We start from the raw sequence: 12,408 nt of genomic DNA, 5'->3' as shown, positions 1-12,408 counted from the left end.
TCGATAAGTCTTGAAGTGTGTTTGCACATATGTGCGGCGAAGCTTGTAGGATGTTCGCCTAGCATCTCTCGTTAACCATAGGAACAGCGGAGCAGATAAGGGTGCGCACGACCGCACGCCACTTTCAAGGAGGCCTGTATGGCTGAAAAACCTATGGCTGATCTACCAGCCAACTCTCATTCCTCGGGCGAGGAGGGTATCCCTGCTCCGAGCGGGGCCGCCAACCTGATTGATACCGATTATGTAATCGGGCAAGACAACATCAAAGGCGAGTTTTCTTTTTCGCTGGATATCCATGGCAAGGTCTTCATTATTTCGGCGGCGACGATCGTGCTGTTCGTCATCCTGACGCTGGCCTTGCAGAACGAAGTCGAGCCGCTGTTCAGTGCGATACGCAATTGGTTGACCGCTCACCTGGCCTGGTTCTTCATGAGTGTGGCCAATATTTTCGTGGTGCTGTGCTTTGCGCTGATCGTTTCACCGCTGGGCAAGGTTCGCCTCGGGGGCCGGGACGCGAAGCCGGACCATTCGTACGTGGGCTGGTTTTCAATGCTGTTTGCCGCCGGCATGGGCATTGGCTTGATGTTCTACGGGGTCGCTGAACCCATGTCGCATTATGCGGCGTCGATGGGCGGTGTGACCCTTGATCCCAACGGTGTGCGCACCGATTGGGCGCCGCTGGGCGGTGCCGCGGGGGATATGAAGGCATCCGCCGACCTGGCAATGGCCGCGACCATATTCCACTGGGGCCTGCACCCTTGGGCGATCTATGCGATTGTCGCGCTGTCGTTGGCGCTGTTTTCGTATAACAAGGGTTTGCCGCTGTCGATACGGTCGATTTTCTACCCGTTGCTGGGTGAGCGTGTGTGGGGCTGGCCGGGGCATATCATTGATATCCTGGCCGTGTTCGCTACCTTGTTCGGCCTCGCGACATCCTTGGGGATCGGCGCGGAACAGGCGGCTGCGGGTATCGAATACCTGTTTGGTATCCAGTCGACGAACCTGAGCAAGGTGGTGCTGATTATCGGCATCACGCTGATCGCCCTGTGGTCGGTGCTGTCCGGCCTCGACAAGGGCGTCAAGATGCTGTCCCAGATCAACATGGGGCTGGCCTTGCTGCTGTTGCTGTTTATCATCATCGTGGGCCCGACCCTGGCTATCTTCAGCGGTTTCTTCCACAACCTGGTGACTTACGCCGAGTACCTGCCTGCGCTGTCCAACCCCTTCGGCCGCACCGACACTGAGTTCACCCAGGGTTGGACTGCGTTCTACTGGGCCTGGTGGATCAGTTGGTCACCGTTTGTCGGTATGTTCATCGCCCGCGTGAGCCGTGGCCGTACCGTGCGTGAGTTCCTGATCTCGGTGCTGTTGGTGCCTTCGCTGGTGTCGGTATTGTGGATGACCACCTTCGGCGGCACCGCCATTGACCAGACCACGCTCCAAGGCTTCATGGGCGTCAAGGATGCCGTGCTGGAGCTCAAGCTGTTCGCCATGCTGGGGCATTTACCGCTCAAGGAAATCACCTCGTTCCTGGGGATTATCCTGGTCATCGTGTTCTTCATCACCTCTTCAGACTCCGGTTCGTTGGTGATTGACACCATTACGGCAGGCGGCAAGGTTGACGCGCCGGTACCGCAGCGCGTGTTCTGGGCGGTCATCGAAGGCGTGATCGCCATTGCCTTGTTGCTTGGCGGCGGTCTGGTTGCGCTGCAGGCCATGGCGGTTTCCACGGGCCTGCCGTTCGCCATCGTGCTGATGCTGGGCTGTATTTCCCTGGTCAAGGGGCTGATGTCGGAACCAAGGTCCTGAATTTAACGCTGTGAATAAAAGGTGCGCTCAGGGCGCACCTTTTTTTGGGCGCGGTGCTTCAATCCCATAGCGTCTGGATCGGCGTGTCGGACGAGTAGTGATGGGCGATCTGCGCCTGGAGCAATTCCGCTGCGGCCAGCGCATCGGTGAGCGCGTGGTGGGCGTGATAGCTGGGCAGATGATAGCGCTCGCGGCTATCGGCGAGCCTGATCGATGGCTGCGCACGGCGCAGCAGCCGGTCAAGCCAGCTTCGGTTGCCACGGTGCATGCGCGCTTCCAGTTGCATAGTATCGATGACCGGAAATTGCAGGCCCTCGCCCAACTGGCGGCGCAGTGCCTGGTCCAGAAAACCGCGTTCGATATTCCGGTAATGCACCACCATTACATTGCCGGCCATGGCTTCGAGCAATGCGTCCAGCACCTCGGACAACGGGGGCGCATGCAATACGTCCGAATGAGTAATGTGATGGAACGTCACCGAGTGTTCGTTCAACTCTGACGGCGGTTTGATGACCCAGTAGAGCGCTTGCCCACAGCGTATGCGCTTGAGCGTAAATGGGATCAGGCCGATGCTCACAATGTTGTGCGCGTTGGGGTTGAGGCCGGTGGTTTCCACATCCATGGCCAACAGTTGCACCTGTTCTATCGGCGTCTGCGGTGCGACCGTCCCGGCGCGATAGAATTTTTGCAGGCTCGGATGGCGTGCTTCCTGCGCCAGGGTCCGGAACCGGCTCGCCCAATCCTGATGCGTGTAAGGCCCAGGCGTTGAAGAATGCTTCACGGGTTTGGCCGTCCTTTTGCCGGATAGCGAAACCGCAGGAAGCTCTGCGCATTGCTCAACACTTGGAAAGCTTCCTTGAGGTTATGCCGCTCGCTGGAGGAAAAACGCTCCGGCTCGATGTAGTTGTCTGGCGTTTCGCCTTGTTCCATGGCTTCAGCCTGGTGGCGGATGCGCACCATGGAAAGAAACTCCAGGGCATAACGTAGATGCTCGACGGCTTCCGGTTGTATCAGTTGGGTGCTGCTGATCGCCTCAAGCCGGTCAAGCGAGTTCTGCGCGGTGCTGGCACAGGCCAGGGCATGGATGCGAATCAGGTCGGTGAGCGGCGCGGTGCCGCGCCCCTTGAGATTGATGATGCGTTTTTGCCGCCCATCCGTTTCGACCACGAACGTGCGGAAAAACCCCAAGGGTGGCGTGCGGTTCAGGGCAATGCGCGCCATGGCATGCAGAAACGCTGGATGTCGACTGGATTTTTGCGCGCACAGCGTTTTGAGTGTCTGCACCAGTTCAAGCTGACCATACACGCCGTCCAGGTCGAAAAAGATGCAGCTATTGAGCAGCGTGGCGGGGTTGGGCTTTTCTATCCATTGCTCAAAGTAGGCACGCCACACGCGTAGCGGCTGACGCCACTGATCGTTAGTCGCCATGATGCCACCTTTGCAATAGCTGTAACCGCACGCCGCGAGGCCGTCGCTGACAAAGGCGGCGAGGCTGCGAAAATACTCGTCGTGCAGTGCCGGGTCGAAGCTGTCGTCGAGCACCAGGGCGTTGTCCTGATCGGTGACCAGCAATTGCTCATCGCGTGCCATCGAGCCCAGCACCATGAAGCAGTACGGTACCGGCGGCGGTCCCAGCCGCTTTTCGGCCAGCTCCAGCAGGCGCTGGGTGAACGCTCGGCCGATACCGGAAATAGCGCTGCCGATCATGTGCGCGGTAGCGCCATCACGCACCATGCGGATATAAGTGCCGCGTAGATCGCGCAGCAGTTCGCGCAGGCCTTCGACCGAGGTTTGGTTGGAGATGCGATTGACCAGGTACAGGCTGCTCTGGGATTCGTAGCGGATGATGTCCGACAAGTTGATCAGCCCCAGGGTGCGGCCCTTGTGCATCACCGGCAGGTGATGAATATTGCGGCGCAGCATCACCAGCATGGCTTCGAACACCGAATCGTCAGCTTGTATCGCTGCGGGATCGGAGGTCATGACCTCGCTGATCGCGGTGGCGGTGTCGCTGCGCGCCGCTGCGACTACGCGGGTGCGCAGGTCGCGGTCGGTCACAAGGCCCACCATCTTGGCGTGCGGCCCGTCGCCAGGCGCCATCACGACGACGCATGAAACGCTTTGCTCGGTCATCACCTTGGCGGCTTCGTGCACGGATGTGTCGGCGCTCACCCACACCAGGGAGCGCGAGATCAGCGCGCGACTTTTCAGCTGGATCAGCTCGCTCGCCCGTCCCTGGGACTCCACTGCGCTCTTAAGTCGGGAGTGCCCTTCGGCTTCGACGAAGTCCGCAAAGGTATCGTGTTGTGCGCACAATTCGGCGAACAACTCGGCGGGGATAAAGTAGATCAGGCTGTCTTCCAGCGCCTTGGCCGGAAAACGCACTTTATTGCTGCGCAACAAGCCAGCCTGGCCGAAGAGATCGCCCTCGACCAGGCGGTTATAGAGCTCGCCGTTGCGTCGGTAGATTTCCACGGCGCCGCTGCGCACGTAATGCAGATGCTGGACAACCGCGCCCGCTTCAAGAATGTCGGCGCCTGCCTTGAAGTAACTGACCTCGATGCGCCGGGCGATAGCCTCGAGCGATTCAAGCGGCAGCGCATCGAAAGGCGGGAAACGGTGAAGGTGGTCGCGAATCTCCTGTAACTCGATCTGCATGGAACCTCGGAGATGAAAGTAAGGGAAAAAAGCCGTCTCAAATGGCCGACGTTCCCAACCTTACCATTTGTGATCCGTTGCCGATTAAGTGGCGCATCCGCCAACGTTGCATTCGAGACGCCTCATAGGGTTTGCACCGGCTGCCTCGGCTTCATATCATCGCTGCGGGTGCGGTGTCGCGTGTTGCGCATTGCAGGTTAAATTCAAGCGTTGGTCGGGCCGCCATCGGAGTGCACCCGTGCCTGAAAAAAAACCGCTATCGCCCACCATTCCCCGTCCGCAAGTCTTGGCCGAGCGTGCCCTGTCTGCTCTGGAGCGGTTTTCCCATATCGAAGCGGTCAGCGGTATCGCGCTACTGGTGGCGGCCCTTGTGGCCCTGACCTGGGCCAACAGTCCTTATGCCGCCAGCTATGAACACCTTTGGCATACCCAGATAACCCTGGGTTTTGGCGAGTGGAGTGTTTCCAGGTCGCTGCACTTTCTAGTGAACGACGGTCTGATGACGATTTTCTTCCTGGTGGTTGGGGCTGAGATACGCCAGGAAATCCACGAAGGTGCCTTGGCCAGTTTCAAGATGGCCGTCTTGCCGCTGGGTGCAGCCTTGGGGGGCGTGGTGGTACCGGCCCTCATTTACCTGGCGATCAACCACGGCACTGAGGCCAGCCATGGCTGGGCCGTGCCGACCGCGACGGACATCGCCTTTGCGGTGGGCGTGCTGGCGTTGTTGGGCAAGTCAATTCCCGGCGGCGTGCGCATTCTGTTGCTGGCCTTGGCGATTATCGATGACATCGTCGCCATCCTGATCATCGCGCTGTTCTACACCGCCAGCCTCGATTTGAGCGGCGTCGTGATTGCCTTGGGCGGGGTGCTGATGGTCCTGTTGTTCCAGCGCATGGGGATCAGCAAGATGGTGCTGTACATCCTGCCAGGTGCGATCGTCTGGTACGGTCTGCTCAAGACCGGCGTACATCCCACGCTGGCCGGCGTGCTGCTCGGCCTGATGAGCCCGGTGCGCTCGATGCCGATGCGCGAGCGACCACTGGAAAGCCTGCAGCGCAACTTCCACGAATTGGTCGACAAGTTTTCTGCAAAGGGCCAGGACCCGCAGGCGGTGCATCAACCCCTCAAGCAGATACGCCAGGCGCAGCGCGAAATGCTCTCGCCCGTGCAGCGTATCCAGACCGCGCTGCATCCCTGGGTCGCGTTCGGCATCATGCCGTTGTTTGCCCTGGCCAACGCCGGGGTGAACCTGGCCGGCGCAAACCTCGACGAGGTGATGTCCCAGCACGTCTTCATCGCGGTGATCCTGGCATTGGTGGTGGGCAAGCCGGTCGGTGTCATCCTGGCCTGCGGGCTGCTGGTCAAATCGCGGTTGTGCCAGTTGCCGCAGGGTGTGACGTGGTCCGGCGTGGTGCTGGTGGGTTTGCTCGCGGGTATCGGCTTTACCATGTCGATCTTTATCGCCTCATTGGCGTTCAACGATGCCAGCCTGCTCTCCGCCGCCAAACTGAGCGTGCTGTGCGCTTCCGGCCTGGCGGCCGTGCTGGGATTGAGTTGGGGTTGGGCCCAGCGCAAGCGCGCCTGACAATCTGCGCAGGGAGAGCCCGGTGGGTGGGCTCTCGGATTTTCCCAGCAGGATTTTGCGCTGTGCATGAACTTGTCGCGTGCTGTCAGCGCGCCGGCTCTTCGTACCCGTCATCGCAAAAAACGATGACACGGAATTACAAGTCCGACGGAACTGTTTAGGCGTACAAACGCCCAGCCAACCAACGGGCGTTTTTTGTGCTCGCTGCTTTATGGCGGCTGCGCGCAGGAGGTCTTCGGACCTGCTGGGTGTCGAGTTGGGGCAGTTGTTGGTGGATCGGGCGCTGGAGCAGATCAGCCCTTCACTGGGCTCGGCTTAGCGTTTGCTGATGCTCCATTACTCCAGCCGTAATGATCCGTCGCCCAGCTTGATTGATGGCCCCCTGAATCACTCCTAAGGTACAGCCCACGACAGCAAACCTCGTGGAGCGACCATGACAACAACAATAAACCCCGACTCGCGCTGGACGCGGCGGCGCGACGAGAAGCAGCGGCGGCTCGGGCGGGTCAAGCAGTACGCCGACGGGGCCGTGTTACCCAGCGACAGGATCGTCGAGGCACTTGAGGCGCTGATCCTTCCCGGCGACCGTGTGGTGCTGGAGGGCAACAACCAGAAGCAAGCCGACTTCCTCTCGCGCTCCCTGGCCAAGGCCGACCCGGCCAAGCTCCACGATTTGCACATGATCATGCCCAGCGTCGGGCGGTCCGAGCACTTGGACCTGTTTGAAAAGGGCATCGCGCGCAAGCTGGACTTTTCCTTCGCCGGCACGCAATCCCTGCGCATCAGCCAGTTGCTCGAAGACGGCCTGCTGGAAATCGGCGCGATCCATACCTACATCGAACTCTATGCACGGCTGGTGGTGGACCTGATCCCCAACGTCGTACTTTCCGCCGGTTTCATGGCCGACCGTGCCGGCAATATCTACACCGGTGCCAGCACCGAAGACACTCCCGCGCTGATCGAACCCGCCGCCTTCAGCGATGGCATCGTGATCGTGCAGGTCAATCAGTTGGTGGATGACGTCACCGACTTGCCGCGCGTCGACATCCCCGCCAGTTGGGTGGATTTTGTGGTGGTGGCCGACAAGCCGTTCTACATCGAGCCGCTGTTCACCCGCGACCCGCGCCATATCAAACCCGTGCATGTGTTGATGGCGATGATGGCGATCCGTGGCATCTACGAAAAACACAATGTGCAATCGCTCAACCACGGCATCGGGTTCAACACCGCCGCCATCGAATTGATCCTGCCCACCTACGGCGAATCCCTGGGCCTGAAGGGCAAGATCTGCCGCAACTGGACCCTCAACCCGCACCCCACGCTAATCCCCGCCATCGAAAGCGGTTGGGTGGAAAGCGTGCATTGCTTCGGCACCGAACTGGGCATGGAGAACTACATCGCCGCCCGCCCGGATGTGTTCTTCACCGGCCGCGACGGTTCGATGCGCTCCAACCGGATGTTCTGCCAATTGGCCGGCCAGTACGCGGTGGACCTGTTTATCGGCGCCACCCTGCAAGTCGACGGCGACGGCCATTCCAGCACCGTGACCCGTGGCCGCCTCGCCGGTTTCGGTGGGGCGCCGAACATGGGCCACGACCCGCGCGGTCGCCGCCATGGCACGCCGGCGTGGCTGGATATGCGTCACGACGATGCGCCGGTTGCGCTGCTGGAGCGCGGCAAAAAGCTCGTGGTGCAGATGGTCGAGACCTTCCAGGAAGGCGGCAAGCCCACCTTCGTCGACACCCTCGACGCCGTGGAAGTGGCGCGTAAAAGCGGCATGCCCCTGGCGCCGATCATGATCTATGGCGACGACGTCACCCACCTGCTCACCGAAGAAGGCATCGCCTACCTGTACAAGGCGCGGTCCCTGGAAGAGCGCCAGGCGATGATCGCCGCCGTCGCCGGGGTGACCGCCATCGGCATGCGCCATAACCCCAAGGACACCGCGCGCATGCGCCGCGAAGGCCTGATCGCCTTGCCCGAAGACTTGGGTATCCGCCGCACCGACGCCACCCGCGAGTTGTTGGCCGCCAAGAGCGTGGCCGACCTGGTGGAGTGGTCTGGTGGCCTGTACAACCCGCCCGCCAAATTCAGGAGCTGGTAAATGCGCGCCCTTAAACTGCACGAACTCAGCCTCGCGGATCGCCTGGCGGATATGGCCGTCGATGCGCTGATCGATGAAGCCGACCTGTCGCCCAAGCCTGCCCTGGTGGACCGTCGCGGCAACGGCGCCCACAGTGATTTGCACCTGGGGCTGATGCACGCGTCGGCGCTGTCGCTGTGGCCGATGTTCAAGGAAATGGCGGAGGCCGCGCTTGAGTTCGGCGAAGTCGGCTTGCCCCTGCGCGAAGCCCTCGGCCGTATCGGGCGCGAAGGTGAACAAGCGATGCTCGCCACCACCCATGGCGTGAACACCCATCGTGGCGCGATCTGGGCCCTTGGCCTACTGACCGCAGCGGCGGCGCTGGAACCCCGCGCCATACCGCTGAATGCCGCCAGACTCGCGCTGCTTAACGACCGCTACGCGCCGCAAACCGCGAGCCACGGCGCCCAGGTTGCCCAGCGCTACGGCGCACGTGGTGCTCGTGAAGAAGCGCAACTGGGCTTCCCGTCGGTGCTGCAGCGCGGCCTGCCGCAACTGCACAAAAGCCGCCAACAAAACGCTGGTGAACAGAACGCGCGCCTGGACGCTTTGCTCGCGATCATGACCGACCTGGCCGACACCTGCGTGCTCTATCGCGCCGGCCTGGAAGGCCTGCATGCCATGCAGCGCGGTGCCCAGGCCGTGCTCGACGCCGGCGGCAGTGCAAGCCTCGCCGGGCGCCGCCAATTGCATGAGCTGGACCACCAACTGCTGGCCCTGAATGCCTCCCCCGGCGGCGCCGCCGACCTGTTGGCCGCCTGCCTGTTTATCGACCGCCTCGACGGAGCGTTGTGATGGAAACCTTATCCTTTGAATTTCCCGCCGGGCAGCCGCCAAAAGGCCGTGCGCTGGTGGGTTGCGTCGGCTCGGGCGACCTGGAAGTGCTGCTGGAACCAGGCACGGCCGGCACGTTGACCATCCAGGTACAGACCTCGGTGAATGGCGCCGAACAACGCTGGCAACACCTGTTCGAACGCATCTTCCAAGAGCAGACACCGCCGGCCCTGAACATTGATATTCACGATTTCGGCGCCACCCCCGGCGTGGTGCGCCTGCGCCTGGAGCAGGGTTTCGAGGAGATCGGCCATGACTGACTTGCTCGCTAAACACAGCTTCGTGGAACTGGGTGCGCGGCAGCGGGCCAAGGCCTTGTTGGATGCCGGCACCTTTCGCGAACTGATCGACCCGTTCCAGCGCGTCATGTCGCCCTGGCTCAGCCGCCAAGGTGTGGTGCCCCAGGCCGATGACGGGGTGGTGATCGCCAAGGGCAGCATCGGCGACTTGCCTGTGGTGATTGCAGCCATTGAAGGCAACTTCCAGGGCGGCAGCCTCGGTGAAGTGGGCGGCGCGAAAATCGCCGGCGCCCTGGAACTGGCCGCCGAAGACAACCGCAAGGGCATCCCGACCCGCGCGGTGCTGCTGCTGGAAACCGGCGGCGTGCGCTTGCAGGAAGCCAACCTCGGCCTGGCCGCGATTGCCGATATACACGCGGCGATTGTCGACCTGCGCCAGTACCAGCCGGTGATCGGCGTGGTGGCGGGCAGCGTTGGCTGTTTCGGCGGCATGTCCATCGCGGCCGGGCTGTGCAGTTACCTCGTCGTGACCCGCGAAGCGCGTCTGGGGCTCAATGGTCCGCAGGTGATCGAACAGGAAGCCGGGTTGGAAGAATACGACTCCCGCGACCGTCCTTTTATCTGGAGCCTCACGGGCGGCGAACAGCGTTTCAACAGCGGCCTGGCCGACCGTTACGTGGCCGACGATGCGGCGCAGATCCAGCAGACTGTCAGCGCGTTGTTGCAGCAAGGCGTGCCCGCACAACAACGCAGTCGCCAGGCTGATTATTACCTCACACGCTTGGCCGAGTTGGACGCCGTACCGCAAATCGACCCGGCGACGGTGCGCGAGCTGTATCAAGGAGAACGCTCATGAGAGGCTTGCAGTGGTTCAACGCATTGAGCGCCGGCGCTCCACCTGTAGAAGGTTTGCCGGCGTCGCTGAGGGTTGCCGACGGTGTATTGGGTGAGCAAAAGGTGCGCTTTGTCGCCGTGGTTACCGACGCGCAAAACCGCTTCCCTCGGGCGCGCAATGGCGAAGTCGGCCTGCTCGAAGGCTGGGGCCTGGCCAAGGCCGTCGATGAGGCCATCGCACGCGGCGACAAGCGCCCGATCATCGCCATCGTCGATGTGCCCAGCCAAGCCTACGGCCGTCGCGAAGAGGCCCTCGGCATCCATCAGGCCCTGGCCGCTGCCGCCGACAGCTATGCCCGCGCTCGCCTCGCCGGCCACCCGGTGATTGCGCTGCTAGTGGGCAAGGCCATGTCCGGTGCGTTCCTGGCCCACGGTTATCAGGCCAACCGCCTGATCGCCCTGCGCGATCCCGGTGTGATGGTGCACGCCATGGGCAAGGCGTCGGCCGCGCGGGTGACCTTGCGCAGCGTCGAAGAGCTGGAAGCCCTGGCCGCCAGTGTGCCGCCCATGGCCTATGACATCGACAGCTATGCCAGCCTCGGTTTGCTGTGGGAGACCTTGTCGGTCAGCCAGATTGAACAGCCCACCGCGGATGATGTAGCGCGGGTCACTGATTGCCTGGTGCATGCGATCAAGGATGTCGGCAGCACCGATTTGGGCGGGCGCCTCGGCGCGACAAATCGCGCAGCCTCCAGCCACGTTCGCCAACTGCTGCGGGAACAATGGTGAACGCCCACGACTTGCTCTGGGGCATGACCCCGGCGCATGTGCCCGCCGATGCACCGGCCTGGGTGCTGGAGGCGCTTGGCGCCGGCCACCCGGTGGTAGTGCGCCGCGCCATTGCCGAACCGGGTTATGTGGCGGTCGGCGTGCGCGGGCGTTTGCGTGAGCAACGTTTTGCTGCGCGGATGCCGCTGGCGGCAGTGCAGCGGCGAGTGATACCGGAAGCGTTGCGCGGGGTGATCTCTCCGAGGGATTTACCCGCGTTGCGCGCGCTCGACCAACTGCGGCCGGTGCTGGCGCAGGAGACGTGGGGCGTCACAGGCAGCGCGGGTTTCGAGTTGGCCTGTGGGGTTGAAGCGCTGCATGCCCAGAGTGATCTGGATTTGATGCTGCGCACGCCCGAGCCTTTGGCCCGAGGTGATGCCGAAGATCTCCTAGCGATGCTTGATAGGGCTGAGTGCGCCGTCGACCTGCAACTGCAAACCCCGTTCGGCGCCGTCGCCTTGCGCGAATGGGCCAGCGGCTCACGCCGTGTGCTGCTGAAAACCGCCAGCGGGGCGCATCTTGTGCTCGACCCTTGGCAGGCCGTGGCATGAGCAGCCTTCTGGTGTTTCCGGGGCAGGGTGCCCAGCGACCAGGCATGCTCCAGTCGCTGCCCGAACCTGTGCTGGAAGAAGCCAGCGATGCCCTGGGCGAAGACGTGCGCCTGCTCGATTCCGCGCAAGCCCTGGCCAGTACCCGCGCCGTGCAACTGTGCCTGTTGATTGCCGGTGTGGCCCACGCCCGTCTGTTGGATCGCACCCCGGATTACGTGGCGGGCCTGTCCATCGGTGCCTACCCGGCTGCGGTCATCGCCGGTGCCCTGGCGTTTGCCGAGGCGGTAAAACTGGTGAGCCTGCGCGGCCAACTGATGCAAAACGCTTATCCACACGGCTACGGCATGACCGCGATCATCGGCGTGGAGTTATCCACCGTCGAAAAAATCCTCGCCGACATCCATAGCCCCGAAACCCCGGTGTACCTGGCCAATATCAACGCCGATAACCAGAGCGTGATCGCCGGCAGCGACGAGGCCATGAAGCGTGTTGCCGCGCGCATCAAGGGCAACGGCATTGCCAAACGCCTGGCCGTCAGTGTGCCGTCCCATTGCGCGCTGCTGGCGCAACCGGCCGAGGCCCTGGCCCAGGCATTTGTCCCGCTCAAGGCGCCGCGCATCACCTACCTGAGCAGCACCCGCGCGCGTCCGATCCACAACCCCGAACAACTTCGCGACGACCTGGCCTTCAACATGTGCCGCGTCGTTGACTGGCGCGGCACCGTGCAAAGCGCCTACGAGCGCGGTGTGCGCCTGCAAATCGAACTGCCCCCGGGCGCGGTGCTCACCGGCCTGTCACGCCGCGTGTTTGAACAAGGCACGGTGATCGCCTGCGAAGGCGCACGCCTGGATACCTTGCAGGCCCTGCTGGAAGAGGAGGAGCGCCGCCACCGATAAAGCACTACCCAAGGCTGTCGAAGCACAAAAA

The 12,408-nt window shown here is 62.4% G+C and carries 11 protein-coding genes; 9 read left to right on the top strand and 2 right to left on the bottom strand.

Annotation, left to right across the window (positions count from 1 at the left end; translation table 11 throughout):
- Positions 1-138: 138 nt before the first annotated feature.
- A complete protein-coding gene (locus HCF10_RS27185) occupies positions 139-1,809 on the top strand; it encodes a BCCT family transporter (RefSeq protein ID WP_145336898.1) in 1,671 nt (556 codons plus the stop codon).
- Between the two features lie 58 nt (positions 1,810-1,867).
- Here the strand turns inward: HCF10_RS27185 and HCF10_RS27180 are convergent, their stop codons facing one another.
- Together HCF10_RS27180 and HCF10_RS27175 are read right to left on the bottom strand one after the other, a co-directional pair.
- Entirely contained in the window at positions 1,868-2,590 is a 723-nt protein-coding gene (locus tag HCF10_RS27180) for a 3'-5' exonuclease (RefSeq protein ID WP_167656784.1), read from the bottom strand.
- Positions 2,587-4,467, bottom strand: coding sequence for a DUF294 nucleotidyltransferase-like domain-containing protein (locus HCF10_RS27175; protein ID WP_131697492.1), 1,881 nt, complete (start codon positions 4,465-4,467; stop codon positions 2,587-2,589). Before HCF10_RS27175 ends, HCF10_RS27180 begins: the two co-directional genes overlap by 4 nt.
- Before the next feature lie 238 nt (positions 4,468-4,705).
- On the opposite strand from HCF10_RS27175, the gene nhaA reads away from it, so the two are divergent.
- The 8 genes from nhaA (at position 4,706) to mdcH (ending at position 12,377) form a co-directional block, all read left to right on the top strand.
- On the top strand, positions 4,706-6,052 hold the full coding sequence (gene nhaA / locus HCF10_RS27170; protein WP_145336896.1) for a Na+/H+ antiporter NhaA: 1,347 nt from the start codon (positions 4,706-4,708) through the stop codon (positions 6,050-6,052).
- A 433-nt stretch (positions 6,053-6,485) separates the two neighbouring features.
- Positions 6,486-8,156: a malonate decarboxylase subunit alpha gene (mdcA, locus tag HCF10_RS27165; protein ID WP_131697490.1), complete on the top strand. Its 1,671-nt coding sequence runs from the start codon at positions 6,486-6,488 to the stop codon at positions 8,154-8,156.
- Complete coding sequence (locus HCF10_RS27160; RefSeq protein ID WP_131697489.1) at positions 8,157-8,990, top strand: triphosphoribosyl-dephospho-CoA synthase; 834 nt, start codon at positions 8,157-8,159, stop codon at positions 8,988-8,990.
- Positions 8,990-9,289 carry a malonate decarboxylase subunit delta gene (locus HCF10_RS27155; RefSeq protein ID WP_032884109.1) on the top strand — a complete coding sequence of 100 codons (300 nt, stop codon included), beginning with the start codon at positions 8,990-8,992 and terminating at the stop codon, positions 9,287-9,289. The genes HCF10_RS27160 and HCF10_RS27155 overlap by 1 nt, the downstream gene beginning before the upstream one ends.
- Positions 9,282-10,124 carry a biotin-independent malonate decarboxylase subunit beta gene (locus tag HCF10_RS27150; RefSeq protein WP_131697488.1) on the top strand — a complete coding sequence of 281 codons (843 nt, stop codon included), beginning with the start codon at positions 9,282-9,284 and terminating at the stop codon, positions 10,122-10,124. The genes HCF10_RS27155 and HCF10_RS27150 overlap by 8 nt, the downstream gene beginning before the upstream one ends.
- Positions 10,121-10,891 carry a biotin-independent malonate decarboxylase subunit gamma gene (mdcE, locus tag HCF10_RS27145; RefSeq protein WP_167656783.1) on the top strand — a complete coding sequence of 257 codons (771 nt, stop codon included), beginning with the start codon at positions 10,121-10,123 and terminating at the stop codon, positions 10,889-10,891. Before HCF10_RS27150 ends, mdcE begins: the two co-directional genes overlap by 4 nt.
- A complete protein-coding gene (locus tag HCF10_RS27140) occupies positions 10,885-11,481 on the top strand; it encodes a malonate decarboxylase holo-ACP synthase (RefSeq protein ID WP_167656782.1) in 597 nt (198 codons plus the stop codon). Before mdcE ends, HCF10_RS27140 begins: the two co-directional genes overlap by 7 nt.
- Positions 11,478-12,377 carry a malonate decarboxylase subunit epsilon gene (gene mdcH, locus HCF10_RS27135; RefSeq protein WP_131697485.1) on the top strand — a complete coding sequence of 300 codons (900 nt, stop codon included), beginning with the start codon at positions 11,478-11,480 and terminating at the stop codon, positions 12,375-12,377. The genes HCF10_RS27140 and mdcH overlap by 4 nt, the downstream gene beginning before the upstream one ends.
- Positions 12,378-12,408 lie beyond the last annotated feature (31 nt).

The organism is Pseudomonas sp. B14(2022), from assembly GCF_012030485.1.
In the GTDB taxonomy this organism is placed as follows: Bacteria; Pseudomonadota; Gammaproteobacteria; order Pseudomonadales; family Pseudomonadaceae; genus Aquipseudomonas.
This window is presented reverse-complemented; position numbering and strand designations above follow the sequence as displayed.